Genomic DNA, 16,862 nt, shown 5'->3' with positions numbered 1-16,862 from the left:
GCCCTCAGGCCTGCAGGACGACCGGGATGATCATCGGCCGGCGGCGGATCTTGCCGCCGACCCACGAGCCCACGGTGCGGCGGATGACCTGCTGCAGCTGGTGGTCGTCGCGGACCCCTCCGGCGACGGCGTCCTCGATGGCCCGTTCGACCTTCGGGATGACCTGCTTGAAGATCTCCTCGTCCTCGACGAAGCCGCGAGCCGTGATCTCCGGGCCGCTGGCGATCTTGCCGGTGGCCGCGTCGAGCACGACGATGCACGTGATGAAGCCCTCGTCACGCAGGATGCGGCGGTCCTTGAGCAGCGCCTCGTCGGTGCCGCCGATGTTGCTCCCGTCGACGTAGGTGTAGCCGGCCTCGATGACGCCCACGATGGACGCCTGACCCTCGACCAGGTCGATGACGACCCCGTCCTCGGCCAGCACGACGTTCTGGGCCGGGACCCCCGACATCTTCGCCAGCTCGGCGTTGGCGTACATGTGACGCCACTCGCCGTGCACCGGCAGCACGTTGCGGGGCTTGACGATGTTGTAGCAGTAGAGCAGCTCACCGGCGCTTGCGTGGCCCGAGACGTGCACCTTCGCGTTGCCCTTGTGCACGACGTCCGCGCCTAGGCGCATGAGCCCGTTGATGATGCGGTAGACGGCGTTCTCGTTGCCGGGGATGAGGCTGCTCGCGAGCAGGACGGTGTCGCCCTCGCCGACGTCGATGCGGTGCTCGCGGTTGGCCATGCGCGACAGCGCCGCCATCGGCTCGCCCTGCGAACCGGTGCAGATGAGCACGACCTCGTCGTCGCGCAGGCTGTCGATGCGCTTGATGTCGATGAGGATGCCGTCGGGCACGTGCAGGTAGCCCAGCTCGGCGGCGATGCCCATGTTGCGCACCATCGAGCGGCCGACCATGGCCACCTTGCGGCCGGCCTTCTCGGCCGCGTTGAGCACCTGCTGCACGCGGTGCACGTGGCTGCTGAAGCAGGCCACGATGACACGCCGCTGGGCGTGGCGCATGACCTTGTCGATCGCGGGGGCGATCTCGAGCTCGGGCGTGGTGAAGCCCGGCACGTCGGCGTTCGTGCTGTCGGTGAGGAAGAGGTCGACCCCCTCCTCGCCGAGGCGGGCGAAGGCACGCAGGTCGGTGAGGCGGCCGTCGAGCGGCAGCTGGTCCATCTTGAAGTCGCCGGTGTGCAGCAGCGTGCCGGCCTCGGTGCGCACGAAGACGGCGAGCGCGTCGGGGATCGAGTGGTTGACGGCGACGAACTCGAGGTCGAAGACGCCGAGGCGCTCACGCTGGCCCTCCTTGACGGCCATCGTGTAGGGCCGGATCCGGTGCTCCTTGAGCTTGGCCTCGATGAGGGCGAGCGTCAAGGTCGAGCCGATGAGCGGGATGTCGCCCTTGAGGCGCAGCAGGTAGGGCACCGCGCCGATGTGGTCCTCGTGGCCGTGCGTGAGCACGATGGCCTCGATGTCGTCGAGGCGGTCCCGGATGTAGCTGAAGTCGGGGAGGATGAGGTCGACGCCGGGGTGGTGGTCCTCGGGGAAGAGCACGCCGCAGTCGATGACGAGCAGCCGGCCCTTCGTCTCGAGCACGGCCATGTTGCGCCCGACCTCGCCGAGGCCGCCGAGCGCCACGACCCGCAGGGCGTCGTCGGGCAGGGGCGGCGGGGTGGTCAGCTCGGGGTGGGGATGGCTCACAGGTGTCCTGTCGTGGCGTCCGCGCGGTGCGCGGCTCGGTCGGTCTGTTCGGTCGGTCTGTTCGGTCGGTCGGGTGGAACGGGTGGATCACAGTCTTCGGGTGGGACGGTCGTGACGGATGCCGGGTGGCCCGGCGGGTGGTCAGCCCGGGATCGTGGTGAGGGCGTGGCGCAGCAACGCGGTCTGATCCTCGTCGGCGGGGACGAGCGGGAGGCGCACGGCGGGGTCGGCGAGGTGCCCCTGCAGCACGAGGGCGGCCTTGGCCGTGATGGCGCCCTGGGTCACGTCCATGACCGCGTGCACGATCGGGCCGAGGCCCCGGTGCAGCTCGAGGGCCTCGTCGTACCGGCCGGCCACGGCGGCGTCGGCGAGACGACGGTAGGCGGCCGGGGCCACCTGCGAGGTGACGCCGACGAACCCGACGGCGCCGTTCGCGAAGTGGGTGAGGTTCATCGCGTCGTCGCCGGAGTACCAGGCGAGGCCGGTGCTCGCCATGAGCTCGCCGGCGAGGGCGAGGTCGGCGCGGGCGTCCTTCACGGCGACGATGCGCTCGTGCTCGGACACGGCGAGATAGGTCTCACGGGCGATGGCGATGCCCGAGCGGCCGGGGATGTCGTAGAGCATGACCGGCAGGTCGCTCGCGTCGGCGATGGCGCGGAAGTGGGCGACGAGGCCGGCCTGCGGGGGCTTGTTGTAGTACGGGGTGACGACGAGGGCGCCGTGCGCGCCGGCCTTCTGCGCCAGCTGCGCGTTCTCGGCGCTCTTGGCGGTGTCGTTGCTGCCCACCCCGGCGATGACGGTGCACCGGTCGCCGACGGCGTCGAGCACCGCCCGCAGCAGCTCGTCCTTCTCGTCGGCGGAGGTCGTGGGCGACTCCCCCGTCGTCCCGGAGACGACGAGGCCGTCGTGGCCGGCGTCGACGAGGTGGGTGGCCAGGCGCTGCGCCGCGTCGAGGTCGAGGGTGCCGTCGGCCCGCATCGGCGTGACCATCGCGGAGAGGACCCGTCCGAACGGGGGTGCGGCTGCCATGGGCCCAAGGTTAGCGCCAGCGGCCGGGAGGGCCCCGCACGCCGGGCCGCCGTGGCCCGCGGTGACAGCCGGCCGGACGTCGTGGACGGCGACCCGCTGACGGGGCCGCGTCCGGCAACGGACGCCGCGTGAGCCTCGACCGCACCCTTCAGGTCGGGGCCGACGAGACCATCGACCTCGTCCACCGGGGCGGGAGGCTGTGGGACGGGGCACCACTCGCTCGGGGGTCCGAGTAGTGCCCCGCCACCCCTACTATCGCGTAACCCTCGGGGTCGTTACAGCCGAGCGGAGATTTCTTTGAAAATTCTTCGTCCCGTCGGCCGAACCGCCTCAGACCCTGCGCTCCCACGTCACGACGGCGAACCCGTCGCCGGCCTCCCGGGCGGTCTCGCGCCACTGCTGCGGGTCGATCGCCGGGAAGGTCACCGACCCCTCGGGCTCGAGGTCGACCTCGGTGACGAGCAGCCGGTCGGCCGTCGGCAGCGCGAGCCGGTAGATCTCGCCGCCCCCGACGACGAACACCTCGTCGACGCGGGAGCCGTCGGGCGCCGTGGCGGCCACCGCGAGGGCCTCCTCGAGCGAGCCGGCCCGCTCGGCCCCGTCGGCCGACCACCCGGGGTCGCGGGTGACGACGACGGAGCGCCGCCCCGGCAGCACGCCCATCGTGTCGAAGGTGCGCCGGCCCATGACCATCGGGTGGCCCATCGTCGTGCGCTTGAAGAAGCGCAGGTCGGCGGGCAGGTGCCACGGCATCGAGGTGCCGTCGCCGATGACGCCGTTGCGCGCGACCGCGGCGATGAGCGTGACCCGCGGACCGGCATCCACCTGCGTCACCTCAGACCGCGATGGGGGCGCGGATGCCCGGCTCGGCGACGTAGTCGCGCAGCTCGAAGTCGTCGAGGTCGAAGTCGTCGATGCCGGGCTTGCCGGGCGTGATGTGCATCGTCGGCAGCGGGTGCGGCGTGCGGGTCAGCTGCTCGCGGGCCTGCTCGAGGTGGTTGAGGTAGAGGTGGGCGTCGCCGAGCGTGTGCACGAACTCCCCCGGCTCGAGGTCGGTGAGCTGCGCGATCATCTGCGTGAGCAGGGCGTACGAGGCGATGTTGAAGGGCACGCCGAGGAAGATGTCGGCGCTGCGCTGGTAGAGCTGGCACGACAGCCGCCGCCGGCCGTCGGGCCCCGCCGGGGAGACGTAGAACTGGAACATCGTGTGGCAGGGCGGCAGGGCCATGTCGTCGACGTCGGCGACGTTCCAGGCCGAGACGATGAGGCGCCGGCTGTCGGGGTCGGTGCGGATCGCGTCGATGACCTTCGCGATCTGGTCGACGTGACGGCCGTCGGGAGTCGGCCACGAGCGCCACTGGTGGCCGTAGACGGGCCCGAGGTCGCCGTTATCGTCGGCCCACTCGTCCCAGATCGAGATGCCGCGCTCCTGCAGCCAGCGCACGTTCGTGTCGCCGCGCAGGAACCACAGCAGCTCGCCGATGATCGAGCGCAGGTGCAGCCGCTTCGTCGTCATCGCCGGGAAGCCGTCGGCGAGGTCGAAGCGCATCTGGTGCCCGAAGACGCTCAACGTGCCCGTACCGGTGCGGTCGGACTTCTGCTGCCCGTGGGTCAGGACGTGGTCGAGGAGGTCGAGGTACTGGCGCACGCCGCAAGGGTAGCCGCGGGGGCCGACACCCCGGCTGCGAGGATTCGGTCATGGACACGCACGCTCACGGCCCCGCTCACGACCACGGGGACGGCGGCGGGCACGCGCACGACCACCCGCACGACCACCCGCACGACCACCCGCAGGACCACCCGCACGACCACCCGCACGACCACGGCACGGATGCCGGTGGGCCCGCTCCCGTCGTCGCCGACGCGAGCGTGCGGCTGGCCCGCGCCACCGACGCCCCGGCGGTCGGGCTCGTGCAGGCGGTCGTCCTGCGCGAGACGCTCGGGTCGGTGCTGCCCGCCGACCGCCTCGCGAGCCTCGAGCGCGAGGGGCTGCTCGAGGCGCGGACGCTCGCGTCGGCCTGGCGTGCGTCGCTGGAGCGGCCCCCGTCGCCTGACCACGTCCTGCTCGTGGCGTGCGCGGGTGAGCAGGTGGTCGGGCTCGCCGCCGTCGGCCCGAGCCCCGATCCCGACGCGCTGTCCGAGGGCGCCACCGAGCTGCTCGTGCTCGCCGTCCACCCCGAGGCGCGACGGGCCGGCCACGGCTCGCGGCTGCTCAACGCGGCCGTCGACGTCAGCCGGGGGCGGGGCCGCAGCGCGGTCTGCGCCTGGGTGCCGGCCGCGGACGAGGAGGCCCTCACCTTCCTCACCGGGTCCGGCCTCGAACCCGACGGGGCCACCCGGCGCCGGCTGCTCGACCCGACCGACCCGACCGACCCGACCGACCCGGTCGACGAGACGGGCGCACCGGGCGGCACGGACGGCGCCGCCGTGCCGGAGGTGCGGCTGCGCGCCTCCATCGCGACGGACTGACCGTGCCGGAGCCGAGCGAGCCGAGCGAGCCGAGCGGCGTGACCGACCCGCCGGGCCCGGTGGCGCCCGCCGACCGTCGCCCCGTCGCGCGCCAGGGCCTGTCGGTCGGACTGGCGACAGGCGCCTACGGCATCAGCTTCGGGGCCCTCGCCGTCGCCGCCGGCTTCGACGTCTGGCAGGCCTGCGCCCTGTCCCTGCTCATGTTCACCGGCGGCTCGCAGTTCGCCTTCGTCGGCATCGTCGCCTCGGGTGGCCTCGCCGCCGCCCCGTCCGCCATCGCGGCCAGCTCGATGCTCGGCATCCGCAACGGCCTCTACGCACTCGAGCTGACGCACCTGCTCGGGGTGCGCGGGGTGCGCCGGCTGCTCGCGGCGCACCTGACGATCGACGAGTCGACCGCCGTCGCGGTGGCCCAGCCCGACGCGCCGCGCGCCCGGCTCGGCTTCTGGGTCGCCGGGCTCAGCGTCTTCGTCCTGTGGAACCTCACCACCCTCGCCGGGGCCCTGGTCGGCAACGCCATCGGCGACCCGCGCACCTACGGCCTCGACGCCGCGGCCTGCGCCGCCTTCACCGCCCTGCTGTGGCCGCGCCTGCGCAGCCGCGACGCCGTGGCCGTCGCCGTGCTCGGCGGGCTGGTGGCCCTGCTCCTGTCGCCGGCCCTGCCCCCCGGCATCCCCGTCGTCGTCGCCTCGCTGGCGGCCCTGCTGGCGCTGCGGGCGCCCCGCGCGACCGCAAATCCCGACAGGGCCGCGGCGTGAACGCCTGGCTGGCCATCGCCGTGGCCACCGCGATCGCGTTCGGCACCAAGGTCGCCGGGCACCTCGTGCCGGCCGGCGTGCTCGAGCGTCCGCGCGTGCGCCGGGTGACCGGCGCACTACCGGTCGCGCTGCTCGCGGCGCTCGTCGTCACCCAGACGGCGACCGGCGCCGGTGGCTCGCTCGTCGTCGACGCCCGTCTCGCCGCGGTCGCCGTGGCGGCGGTGGCGCTGCTGCTGCGGGCGCCCTTCCTGCTCGTCGTCGTGCTGGGCGCCCTGACCGCGGCGGTGCTGCGGGCGGCCGGGTTCGCCTGAGCCTCAGTCGAGCCCGAGGTAGTGCTCGAGCCCGACGGTGAGCCCGGGGTGGTCGGCGACCGCCCGCACGGCCGCGATGACACCGGGCATGAACGACGTGCGGTCGAAGGAGTCGTGGCGCAGGGTCAACTGCTCCCCCGCGTTGCCGAGCAGCACCTCCTGGTGGGCCGTGAGGCCCCGCAGCCGCACCGAGTGCACGTGGATGCCGTCGACGCTGACCCCGCGCGCCCCGTCCGGGTCGCTCGTCGTCGCGTCCGGAGGAACCGGCGTCCCGGCCTCGGCGCGGCTGGCCGCGATCATCGCGGCCGTGCGCGCGGCGGTCCCCGACGGGGCGTCGACCTTGGCGGGGTGGTGCAGCTCGACCACCTCGACCGACTCGAAGAACGGCGCCGCCTTGGCCGCGAAGGCCATCATGAGCAGCGCGCCGACGGCGAAGTTGGGGGCGATGAGCACGCCGACCCCGGCGCCGGTGGCCGCCGGCGGGGCCGCGGCCAGCTGCTCGCGCAACGTGGACAGACGGGCCTCGTCCCAACCCGTCGTGCCGACGACGACGTGCACGCCGCGCTCGACGCAGTGGGCGACGTTGCCGGGTGAGGCTGCCGGCACCGTCAGCTCGACCGCCACGTCGGCCCCGCCGAGGTCGCCGAGCTCGTCAGCGGAGCCGTAGCGGCCGACGAGCCGCAGCCCGGGTGTCGCCTCGACCGCGCGGACGGCCTCGGCGCCCATCCGCCCACCGGCACCGATGACGGCGACGGTGAGGTCGCGCCCGGCCGCGGTGGGCCGAGCGGCGGAAGACGCGGCGGCGGCCGCGTCGGCGACCGCGGCGGCGGCGGTCGAGCTGGAACCCGCCACTCCGGGGGCGGGGCGGTCGTCGGCCGAGGTCGTCGCGCTGCTCGTGTCGGTCACGGCGTCAGCGTAGCCAGCGCATCCGCGCCGCCCGCCGGGCGTCCGCCACTCCCACCGGGCGTTCAGGCAGGTGTCGGAGCATGCCGCCGTGCCCCCGTTCGACGCCTCGCGACTGCTCACCGCCTGGGAGCTCTCGCCCGGCGGCCTGATCACGGTGGCTGTCGTGGGCGGCGCCTACCTCGGCTGGGTGCACCGGGCCCGGCGTTCCGGTCACGCCTGGTCGCGCTGGCGTACCGCGCTGTTCCTCCTGCTCGGCGTCGGCACCCTGGCCTACGCCGTGTGCGGTCCGCTCGCCGTGTACCGCGACAGCGTGTTCTGGGTCGGGGCGCTGCAGGTCGGCGCGCTCGCCTCGCTCACGCCGGTCGGGCTCGCGCTCGGCGACCCCGTGCGGCTGCTGCGCACGCTCCACCCCGCCGGCCGGCATCCGCTGCTCAGGCTGCTGTCGACCCGGCTCGCCCGCCTGCTCATGTTCCCCGCCGTCGGCACGGCTCTCGCCGTGGGGACCCTCATCGCCGTGTTCTGGACGCCGGCCTTCGCGGCCTCCACCCGCTCAACGGTGGCGGAGGCGCTGCTCGACCTCGCCCTCGTCGTCACGGGTCTGCTCTTCGTCCTGCCGCTCATGGTCGACGGGCTGCTCCCCCGGTGGGCGACCCCGGCCGTGCGCACGGCGCTCGCCTTCGTCGACGGCCTCGCGGACGCCATCCCCGGCATCCTGCTCATGACGGCGAGCGGGCTGGTGGCGCCGACCTTCCCGGGCTGGACCCACCTGACGGCCGGCGGGGTCGGCGCCGTGTCGGGGCTGGCGCCGGACCTCGACCAACGCCTCGGCGGCGGGGCCCTGCTCGCCGTCGCGGAGGCGGTGGGGCTGCCGGTCATCGCCGCAGTCTTCGTCGAGTGGGTCCGCAGCGACGACCGCGAGGCCGCCGCGACCGACCGCGCCCTCGACGCCGCCGACCATCCGGTCGCTGTCAGGTCGGCGGATCCGGCGACCGGTCCGGCTGCCGACCCGGACGACTCCGTCGCCGCCCCGGTCCTGTGGTGGGAGTCGGACCCGAGGCTGCAGGGTCGGTTCCGACCGAGGGCCTGAGGCCTCAGGCCACGCCCGGCCCGACCGAGGCACGACGGGAACGCGGACGGCCCGCCACCCCGAGGGGTGACGGGCCGTCGCGAGGTCCGGTCGGACCCACTGCGCGATCGGGCTGCGATCAGGCGTCGGCCGGCTCTGCGGCCGCGTCGGACGCCTCGGCGGCGCCGTCCTGGCTCGCGTCGTCGGCGACGACCGCGGCGAGGCTGAGCTTGCCGCGCGGGTCGATCTCCTTGAGCTCGACCTGGATCTTCTGGCCGATCTTGACGACGTCGTCGACGTTGTCGATCCGCTTGCCGCCGACGAGCTTGCGCACCTCGGAGATGTGCAGCAGGCCGTCCTTGCCCGGCAGCAGCGAGACGAACGCCCCGAAGGTCGTCGTCTTGACGACGGTGCCCAGGAAGCGCTCACCGACCTCCGGCATCGTCGGGTTCGCGATGGCGTTGACCGCCGCGCGAGCCGCCTCGGCCGAGGGGCCGTCGACCGCACCGATGAACACGGTGCCGTCGTCCTCGATCGAGATGTCGGCGCCCGTGTCGTCCTGGATCTGGTTGATCATCTTGCCCTTCGGGCCGATGACCTCACCGATCTTGTCGACGGGGACCTTCACCGTGATGATGCGCGGCGCGTAGGGGCTCATCTCGTCGGGCACGTCGATGGCCTCGGCCATGACGTCGAGGATGTGCAGGCGGGCGTCGCGGGCCTGGGTCAGCGCGCCTCCGAGCACCGAGGCGGGGATGCCGTCGAGCTTGGTGTCGAGCTGGATGGCCGTGACGAACTCCTTGGTGCCGGCGACCTTGAAGTCCATGTCGCCGAAGGCGTCCTCGGCCCCGAGGATGTCGGTGAGGGCCGCGTAGCGGGTCTCACCGTCGACGGTGTCGGACACCAGGCCCATGGCGATGCCGGCGACCGGGGCGCGCAGCGGCACCCCGGCGTTGAGCAGCGACAGGGTGGAGGCGCAGACCGAGCCCATGGACGTCGAGCCGTTGGAGCCGAGGGCCTCGGACACCTGACGGATCGCGTACGGGAACTCCTCGCGGCTCGGCAGGACCGGCATGAGCGCACGCTCGGCCAGGGCGCCGTGACCGATCTCGCGGCGCTTCGGCGAACCGACGCGGCCGGTCTCACCGGTGCTGTAGGGCGGGAAGTTGTAGTTGTGCATGTAGCGCTTGCGCGTCACCGGCGAGAGGGTGTCGAGCTGCTGCTCCATCTTGAGCATGTTCAGCGTGGTGACACCCATGATCTGGGTCTCTCCGCGCTCGAAGATGGCGGAGCCGTGCACGCGCGGCAGCACCTCGACCTCGGCGCCGAGGGCGCGGATGTCGGCGAGGCCACGGCCGTCGATGCGCACCTTGTCGCGCAGGATGCGCTGGCGGATGAGCTTCTTCTGCACGGCGCGGAAGGCGGCGGAGACCTCCTTCTGGCGACCGGCGAACTCACCGGCGGTGCCGGTGCCCTGCACCGGGTCGGCGTCGCCGACGAGCTTGAGGTGCAGCGACGACTTGATCTCGTCGAGCTTGTCCTCGCGCTCCTGCTTGCCGGCGATGGTCAGGGCGGCGGCCGTCTCGTCGGAGACGGCGGCCTCGACCGCGGCGTACACGTCGTCCTGGTAGTCGAGGAAGACGGGGTAGTCCTGGACCGGCTTGGCCGCCTCGGCAGCGAGCTGGGCCTGGGCGTCGCAGAGCTGCTTGATGAACTTCTTGCTGGCCTCGAGGCCCTCGGCGACGACCTCCTCGGTCGGCGCCTGCTTGCCCATCGTCTTGACGAGGTCCCAGGTCGACTCGGTCGACTCGGCCTCGACCATCATGATGGCGACGTCGTCAACGCCGTCGGCGTTCGTGACGACGCGGCCGGCGACGACCATGTCGAAGACCGACTTCTCGATGTCGGAGAAGTTCGGGAAGGCGACCCACTGGCCGTCGATGAGCGAGACGCGGACGCCGCCGACGGGGCCGGAGAACGGCAGGCCGGAGATCTGCGTCGAGGCGCTGGCGGCGTTGATGGCCAGCACGTCGTACTGGTGGTCGGGGTTCAGCGAGAACACCGAGATGACGACCTGGACCTCGTTGCGCAGACCCTTCTTGAAGGTCGGGCGCAGCGGGCGGTCGATGAGGCGGCAGGTGAGGACGGCGTCGGTCGACGGGCGGCCCTCGCGGCGGAAGAAGCTGCCGGGGATCTTGCCGATGGCGTACATGCGCTCTTCGACGTCGACCGTCAGCGGGAAGAAGTCGAACTGGTCCTTCGGGGTCTTGCCCGCGGTCGTCGTCGACATGAGCATCGTGTCGTCGTCGAGGTACGCGGTGACCGCGCCGCCGGCCTGCTTGGCCAGGCGACCGGTCTCGAACCGGACCGTGCGGGTGCCGTACTGACCGTTGTCGATGACGGCCTCGGCGAAGGTGATGTCTGGACCCTCCATGTGGGCCCTCGCTTTCTTTTTCTCAAGTTCCCGCGCACATCGTCGTTGTGTGCGTGGTGCTGCTTCGGACCATCTGGTCCTGGTGCCACGGCCGGCCGGCGGCCGACCCGGGGGCACCTATGACGAAAGGCGGTCTCCGCATGCGCGGTGACCGCCTCTCGTCACGATTTCATCGACGCAGACCGAGTCGCTTGATCAGCGAGCGGTAGCGCTCGATGTCGGTCGACTCGAGGTAGCGCAGCATGCGCTTGCGCCGACCCACGAGCAGGAGCAGACCACGACGGCTGTGGTGGTCGTGCTTGTGCGCCCGGGAGTGCTCGGTGAGGTCCTTGATGCGCTGCGTGAGCATCGCGATCTGGACCTCGGGGGAACCGGTGTCGCCCTCGGTGGTGGCGTACTCGGTCATGATCTTCTGCTTGACGTCAGCTTCCAAAGGCATGGATGCACCGACTCCTTCTCACTCGTTGCGCGGTGCACCAGGGCATGTCCACCTGGGCTCTGTCGATCCGCGGCCGGTCTACGGCGTCTCCAAGGCTAACAGCGAGGGACGGGTCGTCCCTAATCGGCCGAGTCCGCCCCGGTGCACGCCCACCGCACGCGCTTGTGCCCCATGTCGACGGAGCCCCTCACACCTCGGGTCGCGTGGCTCATTCTCGCCGGTGGGGGTCGGGTTCGCACTGGCAGGGACAGCCGGTCAGGCACGCGGCCACCTCGTGGCACCCGTCGAGGCAGGTGCACTCGGGGGCGAGTGGCGCCGCGGCCGCAAGCATCGCCCGCAGGCGGCGTTCGTTCTCGCGCCGGCGGGCCTGCCGGGCGCGCAGCTCGGCGGCGGTGGGGTGGTCGGCCGGGGTGCCCTCTCGTGCGCGTCGGCGGTCACGTTCGGGGCGGTGGCGGTACCAGCCCTTGGCCGGTGGCCGGTCGTAGCGCGGCATCAACCGGCGCAGCGCGGGCACCTCGTCGGGCGGGTCGACGTCCAGGTGCGCCGGGAACCGGCGGCCCCCGTTGTCACGGACCCCGTCCGCCGGCACCGGCCACACCCGCTCACCCCGTGACTGCGGGCCCTCGTCCTGCCCCGACCCCGGCGCCGGACCGCGTGACCCTGCCCCCTGGCCGGCTGGTTCACGCCCGGCGCCGGCGTCCTCGTCGGCGGCGCACACGAGCAGCCGCAGCCCGGCCACGGCCAGCAGCCGCCCGAACAACCCCACCGACACCGCACCCTGCCCGGTCTCGATCCGCGCGATCGTCGAGGGCGAGAGCCCGACCCGCGCGGCCAGGTCCCGCTGGCTCAGGTCCGCCAGGCGCCGTACCCGCATCACCATCCGGGCGACATCGACCTCGGACTCCATGCGCTCACTGCCTTCCTGCCCCCACCACGCACCCTGCCAGCCCCCACCGACAACGCCCCACCAGCTCGCCGACCGCCATCCACAACCCACCCATCCCGGCCGACCCGGCCACAACCCACCCCGCCCCCTCAGCCACTGCCCCACCAGACGCAGCAGTGGGTCCCACTGCCCCGCCACGCGGAGCAGTGGGACCCACTGCTCCGTGGGGCGGAGCAGTGACGGAGGGCTCAGGGGGTGAGGAGCCGAGGGAGGACCGCCGCGGCGACCCGGTTGCGCTCGGCAGCGTCCCAGCCCCCGCCGTCGAAGCGGAGCGTGACGACGGCACGCGGCGACCGCACCAGCGCGACGACGGCCCGGGTGCCGGGCTCGCGCACCGACAGCACCGAGCCGACGAGCGCCGGGCGACCGCCAACGCGTCCCTCACGGGCGCCGAGGCATGACACCGCGGCCGCCTCGAGAGCCCGAAGCGTCTCGGGCGCGACGGTGCCGGATGCCGAGGCTGACGCTGACCCGTACAGCAGGGCGGAGTAGTCGAGGCTCGTGTCGTCGGCCTGGGCACCCACCGCTCCGGCCGGGAGGTCCGCAACGACACGCCCCTCGAGCCAACGCTGGGCGCGAGAGCGGAGCACAAGGACACGCCCCGACAAGGGGCGCCATGGGAGGGCGCCGGTGCACGAGTCGGCGACCGGAGCGGGATCCGAGCACCCGGGGCCGTCGAACCGGACGAGGCCGCGGGTCCCGGCGCCGCCGCGCAGCACGCCGGGCCAGAGCTCACCCACCGTGACGAGCGGGTCGGACGGGCGCTCGAGCACGCAGGTGACGGCTTCCGCGACGGGGGTGAAGCCGGATGCCGTGGGCGTCGGCTCGCTGGCCGCCGCCGAGCGCTTGGGCGCTATGCCGGGCGACGGGGCTGCCCCCGCCGAGGGCGGGGTCGAGACCTGACGAGACGCCGAGGTCAGGCCGGCAGACGCGGCAGGCGCGGTAGGACCACCGGACGCGATGGTGCTCGTGCGCTGGGTCGTGCCGGTGCAGGCGGCCACCAGGACGAGGGCCGACACCGAGGCCGTGGCGGTGAGAACGAGCCTGCGCCTCCACCGCGCATGGCGCGGCCCGGGGGCGGGGTGGCGCTGCCCCGTCACGAGGACCGCGTCACCCCGACACCCGGGCCGATGGGACTCAGAAGTTGATCATGTGCCCGGCGATGCCGTGAACGGCTTCCTTGACGGCCTCGCCCAGGGTCGGGTGGGCGAAGACGGTGCGCGACACCTCGTCGGCCGTGAGGTCCCACGTCTGCGCGAGGTTGAGCACCGGCAGCAGCTCGGTCACGTCGGGGCCGATCATGGCGGCGCCGAGGATCTCGTTGTGCTCCGCGTCGGCGATGATCTTGACGAACCCGACGGCGTCGCCCAGGCCCATCGCCTTGCCGTTGGCCGAGAAGGGGAACGTGGCCGTCTTGACGTCGTGGCCGGCATCCTTCGCCTGCTGCTCCGACAGGCCCATCGAGCCGATCTGCGGCTGGCAGTAGGTGGCCCGCGGGATGAAGGCGTAGTCGATGGCCATCGTCTCCGCGCCCGCGATCGTCTCGGCGGCGACGATGCCCATGGCCTCGGCGACGTGGGCGAGCATGAGCTTGGCCGTGACGTCGCCGATGGCGTAGACGTTGGGCACGTTCGTGCGGCAGTACTCGTCGATGGCGATGGCGCCGCGCTCGGTGAGCTCGACCCCGGCGGCCTCGAGGCCGTAGCCCTGCGTGCGCGGGGCGAACCCGATGGCCGACATGAGACGGTCGGCCTCGAGCACCTGCTGGTCGCCGCCGGCGGCGGGGCTGACGGTGACCTTGACGCCGGAGCCGGTGTCCTCGACGGCCTCGACCTTGGTGCCGAGCATGACCTTCACGCCGAGCTTCTTGTAGTGCTTGAGCAGCTCCTTGGACACGTCGGCGTCCTCGGTGGGGACCATGCGGTCGAGGAACTCGACGATGGTGACATCGACACCGAAGTTCTTCATGACGTAGGCGAACTCGACGCCGATGGCGCCCGAGCCGGCGATGATGATCGAGCCGGGCAGGTTCTCGTCGAGGATCTGCTCCTCGTAGGTGACGACGTTCTTGCTCACCTCGACGCCCGGGATCATGCGGGTCACCGACCCGGTGGCGACGATGAGGTTGTCGAAGGTGATGCTGCGCGACGAGCCGTCGTTGAGCGCGACGTCCATCGAGCTGGCGCCGGTGAGGGTGCCCCAGCCATCGATCTCCTCAATCTTATTCTTCTTCATGAGGAAGTGGACGCCCTTGACGATGCCCGAGGACACCTGGCGGCTGCGCTTGAAGGTCGGGCCGAACGACATCGTGACGTCGCCCTCGATGCCGAACTTGGCCTTCTCGTGCGTCAGCGTGTGCGACAGCTCCGCGTTCTTCAGCAGTGCCTTGCTCGGGATGCAGCCGACGTTGAGGCAGACGCCGCCCCAGTACTGCTTCTCCACGACGGCGACCTTCTTGCCGAGCTGCGAGGCGCGGATCGCCGCGACGTAGCCACCGGGACCGGCACCGAGCACAACGACATCGAAATCAGCCATGGGTCCAACTCTATCGGTGGGCGAGCACGCGGCGGAGAGCGGTCCGACCCGACCGAGCCGTGTCGCTGGCCACACCCGGCCCCGTTGCAGGAGTAAGTTCCCCGTCGCACGCGATGCCGCTCCGGTCCGGCCCCGCTGCAGCACAGGGGACGACGCACCCGGCGCCCTTCCCTACCCGGATCCCGCACCAGCGCCCGCCACGACCAACGGAGGTCCCCGTGAGCAGTCCACACCGGCGCGAGGCGCCTCCTGCGAACAAGGGCCTGCTGGCCCTCGCAGGAGTGCTGCTCGCCATCCCGATCATCGCCCTCATGCTCGTGGGCACGTACGCGAAGGAGGAGCCGCGCCTCGGCGACTGGCCCTTCTTCATCTGGTACCAGTTCCTCTGGGTCATCATCTGCTCCGCCGCGACGTACACCGCCTACCGCATCGTGCTCAAGGCGCGGCCGCACGTGCCGATGACCCAGGACGGCACCGAGTTCCTCGACTCCGACGCGTCCGACCCCCGCGGCGGCGCGGGCGCCCCCGGCGCCCCCGGCGTTCCGGGCGCTTCTGACCCTGACTCCACCGGCCCCCAGGGAGGGACCCGATGAACACCGGCGTCAACGGCGTCGCGCTCGCCGTCCTCATCTTCTTCTTCGTCGTCGTCGCCGCAGCCGGCTTCTGGGCCTCCCGCTGGCGCCGCCCCCAGAGCATGGAGAGCCTCGAGGAGTGGGGCCTCGGCGGTCGCTCCTTCGGCACGTGGGTCACCTGGTTCCTGCTCGGTGGCGACCTCTACACCGCCTACACCTTCGTCGCCGTGCCGGCGGCCATGTTCTCGGCCGGCGCCGTGAGCGGCTTCTTCGCCGTGCCCTACACGATCGTGCTCTACCCGATCATCTTCATCTTCATGTCGCGCCTGTGGTCGGTCTCGCACCGCCACGGCTACGTCACCCCGGCCGACTTCGTCGAGGGCCGCTCCGGCTCGCGCGGGCTCTCGCTGGCCGTCGCCGTGACCGGCTTCGTCGCGACCATGCCCTACATCGCCCTCCAGCTCGTCGGCATCCAGGCCGTGCTCGAGGTGGCGGGCGTCGGGGGCGGCGACAACATCGTCGCCAAGGACGCGCCGATCTTCATCGCCTTCCTCGTGCTCGCGCTCTACACCTACACCTCGGGCCTGCGCGCGCCGGCGATCATCGCCTTCGTCAAGGACATCCTCATCTACATCGTCATCATCGTGGCGGTCATCTACCTGCCGTCGAAGGTCGGCGGCTGGGGCACGATCTTCGACGCCGCCAAGGGCAAGATGGAGACGACGAACGCGGCGACCGGCAAGCCCACCGGCGTCTTCACCCCCGGCCCCGGCCAGTACTGGGCCTACGCCACGCTCGCCCTCGGCTCGGCCATGGCGCTGTTCATGTACCCGCACTCGATCACGGCGACCCTGTCGGCCAAGAGCCGCAACACGATCCGCAAGAACGCCTCGATCCTCCCGGCCTACTCGTTCCTGCTCGGGCTGCTCGCCCTGCTCGGCTGGGTCGCGATCGCCGCGGGCACCAAGCCGATCGGTCTCGACGGCAAGCCCAACCCGCAGCTCGTCGTGCCGCAGCTGTTCGAGGACTTCTTCCCGTCGTGGTTCGCCGGCGTGGCCTTCGCCGCCATCGCCATCGGCGCCCTCGTCCCGGCGGCCATCATGTCGATCGCCGCGGCCAACACCTTCACCCGCAACATCTACAAGGCCTGGCTGCGGCCGAACGCGACGGCCAAGCAGGAAGCGCGCGTCTCGAAGAACACCTCGCTCGTCGTCAAGCTGTTCGCGCTGCTCTTCGTGCTGCTGCTCGACAAGAGCAACGCCATCAACTTCCAGCTGCTCGGCGGAATCTGGATCATGCAGACGTTCCCGTCGGTGGTCTTCTACCTCTACACGCGCTGGTTCCACCGCTGGGCGCTGCTCGGCGGCTGGGCCGTCGGGATGGTCTACGGCACCGTCGCCGCGTACAACGTCGTCAACCCGGTGACGAAGGCCAACTTCGGCGGCTCGACGGCCGAGATCCCGGGCCTGGGCCAGATGGGCTACATCGCCATCACGGCGTTCGTGCTCAACCTCGTCGTGACGGTCGTGCTCACCCTCGTCATGCGCTACGTCGTCAAGGCGCCCGAGGGCAAGGACGCGACGATCCCCGCCGACTACTTCGCGGATGCCGGGGACCCGCGGGTCGAGAAGCTGGACCCGGCCGCTCCCGCGGCCCCGCCGGCGCACTGATCACGCACTGATCACGCCCTGACCAGGGCGTCGGTCA

At 72.1% G+C, this 16,862-nt stretch carries 16 protein-coding genes; 6 read left to right on the top strand and 10 right to left on the bottom strand.

Features of this window, described 5'->3' with window-relative positions; genetic code table 11:
- Window positions 1–4: 4 nt before the first annotated feature.
- The 4 genes from DFJ68_RS05195 to DFJ68_RS05180 form a co-directional block, all read right to left on the bottom strand.
- Window positions 5–1,690: a ribonuclease J gene (locus tag DFJ68_RS05195; RefSeq protein WP_121031583.1), complete on the bottom strand. Its 1,686-nt coding sequence runs from the start codon at window positions 1,688–1,690 to the stop codon at window positions 5–7.
- A 141-nt stretch (window positions 1,691–1,831) separates the two neighbouring features.
- Entirely contained in the window at window positions 1,832–2,719 is an 888-nt protein-coding gene (gene dapA / locus DFJ68_RS05190) for a 4-hydroxy-tetrahydrodipicolinate synthase (RefSeq protein WP_121031581.1), read from the bottom strand.
- Window positions 2,720–3,049: 330 nt separating this feature from the next.
- Window positions 3,050–3,544: a dihydrofolate reductase gene (locus DFJ68_RS05185; protein ID WP_121031579.1), complete on the bottom strand. Its 495-nt coding sequence runs from the start codon at window positions 3,542–3,544 to the stop codon at window positions 3,050–3,052.
- A 10-nt stretch (window positions 3,545–3,554) separates the two neighbouring features.
- Entirely contained in the window at window positions 3,555–4,367 is an 813-nt protein-coding gene (locus DFJ68_RS05180) for a thymidylate synthase (protein ID WP_121031577.1), read from the bottom strand.
- A gap of 50 nt (window positions 4,368–4,417) precedes the next feature.
- On the opposite strand from DFJ68_RS05180, the gene DFJ68_RS05175 reads away from it, so the two are divergent.
- Genes DFJ68_RS05175 through DFJ68_RS05165 form a run of 3 tightly spaced genes read left to right on the top strand, consistent with a single transcriptional unit; the run spans window position 4,418 to window position 6,257 of the window.
- Window positions 4,418–5,188: a GNAT family N-acetyltransferase gene (locus DFJ68_RS05175; protein ID WP_121031575.1), complete on the top strand. Its 771-nt coding sequence runs from the start codon at window positions 4,418–4,420 to the stop codon at window positions 5,186–5,188.
- A 38-nt stretch (window positions 5,189–5,226) separates the two neighbouring features.
- Window positions 5,227–5,946, top strand: a complete 720-nt coding sequence (locus DFJ68_RS05170; protein ID WP_211333450.1) for an AzlC family ABC transporter permease — start codon at window positions 5,227–5,229, stop codon at window positions 5,944–5,946.
- A complete protein-coding gene (locus DFJ68_RS05165; protein ID WP_121031573.1) occupies window positions 5,943–6,257 on the top strand; it encodes an AzlD domain-containing protein in 315 nt (104 codons plus the stop codon). The genes DFJ68_RS05170 and DFJ68_RS05165 overlap by 4 nt, the downstream gene beginning before the upstream one ends.
- 3 nt (window positions 6,258–6,260) lie before the next feature.
- On the opposite strand, the gene dapB is transcribed toward DFJ68_RS05165, so the two are convergent.
- A complete protein-coding gene (dapB, locus tag DFJ68_RS05160) occupies window positions 6,261–7,001 on the bottom strand; it encodes a 4-hydroxy-tetrahydrodipicolinate reductase (RefSeq protein ID WP_276330718.1) in 741 nt (246 codons plus the stop codon).
- Between the two features lie 250 nt (window positions 7,002–7,251).
- Here dapB and DFJ68_RS05155 point away from each other — a divergent pair, with 250 nt between their 5' ends.
- A complete protein-coding gene (locus DFJ68_RS05155; protein ID WP_170165705.1) occupies window positions 7,252–8,250 on the top strand; it encodes a cytochrome c oxidase assembly protein in 999 nt (332 codons plus the stop codon).
- 118 nt (window positions 8,251–8,368) lie between these two features.
- Here DFJ68_RS05155 and DFJ68_RS05150 read toward each other — a convergent pair whose 3' ends face one another.
- The 5 genes from DFJ68_RS05150 to lpdA form a co-directional block, all read right to left on the bottom strand.
- Entirely contained in the window at window positions 8,369–10,663 is a 2,295-nt protein-coding gene (locus tag DFJ68_RS05150; protein WP_121031569.1) for a polyribonucleotide nucleotidyltransferase, read from the bottom strand.
- Between the two features lie 169 nt (window positions 10,664–10,832).
- Complete coding sequence (gene rpsO / locus DFJ68_RS05145) at window positions 10,833–11,102, bottom strand: 30S ribosomal protein S15 (RefSeq protein ID WP_121031567.1); 270 nt, start codon at window positions 11,100–11,102, stop codon at window positions 10,833–10,835.
- Window positions 11,103–11,310: 208 nt separating this feature from the next.
- The gene (locus DFJ68_RS05140; protein WP_121031565.1) at window positions 11,311–12,009 is read right to left on the bottom strand and encodes a helix-turn-helix domain-containing protein; all 699 of its coding nucleotides are present in this window, start codon (window positions 12,007–12,009) and stop codon (window positions 11,311–11,313) included.
- 227 nt (window positions 12,010–12,236) lie between these two features.
- On the bottom strand, window positions 12,237–13,067 hold the full coding sequence (locus tag DFJ68_RS18085) for an RAD23 family protein (protein WP_170165704.1): 831 nt from the start codon (window positions 13,065–13,067) through the stop codon (window positions 12,237–12,239).
- A 118-nt stretch (window positions 13,068–13,185) separates the two neighbouring features.
- A complete protein-coding gene (lpdA, locus tag DFJ68_RS05130; RefSeq protein ID WP_121031561.1) occupies window positions 13,186–14,583 on the bottom strand; it encodes a dihydrolipoyl dehydrogenase in 1,398 nt (465 codons plus the stop codon).
- Between the two features lie 218 nt (window positions 14,584–14,801).
- Between lpdA and DFJ68_RS05125 the strand changes: the two genes are divergently transcribed.
- Window positions 14,802–15,176, top strand: a complete 375-nt coding sequence (locus DFJ68_RS05125; protein WP_211333272.1) for a DUF3311 domain-containing protein — start codon at window positions 14,802–14,804, stop codon at window positions 15,174–15,176.
- The gene (gene mctP, locus DFJ68_RS05120; RefSeq protein ID WP_121031557.1) at window positions 15,173–16,825 is read left to right on the top strand and encodes a monocarboxylate uptake permease MctP; all 1,653 of its coding nucleotides are present in this window, start codon (window positions 15,173–15,175) and stop codon (window positions 16,823–16,825) included. Before DFJ68_RS05125 ends, mctP begins: the two co-directional genes overlap by 4 nt.
- The last annotated feature ends 37 nt before the right edge of the window (window positions 16,826–16,862 follow it).

The organism is Terracoccus luteus (genome assembly GCF_003635045.1).
Lineage (GTDB): Bacteria > Actinomycetota > Actinomycetes > Actinomycetales > Dermatophilaceae > Terracoccus > Terracoccus luteus.
The sequence above is the reverse complement of the archived record's forward strand: the minus strand, read 5'-3'. Positions and strand labels throughout refer to the sequence as shown.

Excerpts from the sequence above, each read along its gene's own strand:
- DFJ68_RS05140 (WP_121031565.1), bottom strand. The coding sequence starts at position 12,009 with ATGGAGTCCGAGGTCGATGTCGCCCGGATGGTGATGCGGGTACGGCGC.
- mctP (WP_121031557.1), top strand. The coding sequence starts at position 15,173 with ATGAACACCGGCGTCAACGGCGTCGCGCTCGCCGTCCTCATCTTCTTC.
- rpsO (WP_121031567.1), bottom strand. The coding sequence starts at position 11,102 with ATGCCTTTGGAAGCTGACGTCAAGCAGAAGATCATGACCGAGTACGCC.
- lpdA (WP_121031561.1), bottom strand. The coding sequence starts at position 14,583 with ATGGCTGATTTCGATGTCGTTGTGCTCGGTGCCGGTCCCGGTGGCTAC.
- DFJ68_RS05175 (WP_121031575.1), top strand. The coding sequence starts at position 4,418 with ATGGACACGCACGCTCACGGCCCCGCTCACGACCACGGGGACGGCGGC.
- dapA (WP_121031581.1), bottom strand. The coding sequence starts at position 2,719 with ATGGCAGCCGCACCCCCGTTCGGACGGGTCCTCTCCGCGATGGTCACG.
- DFJ68_RS05150 (WP_121031569.1), bottom strand. The coding sequence starts at position 10,663 with ATGGAGGGTCCAGACATCACCTTCGCCGAGGCCGTCATCGACAACGGT.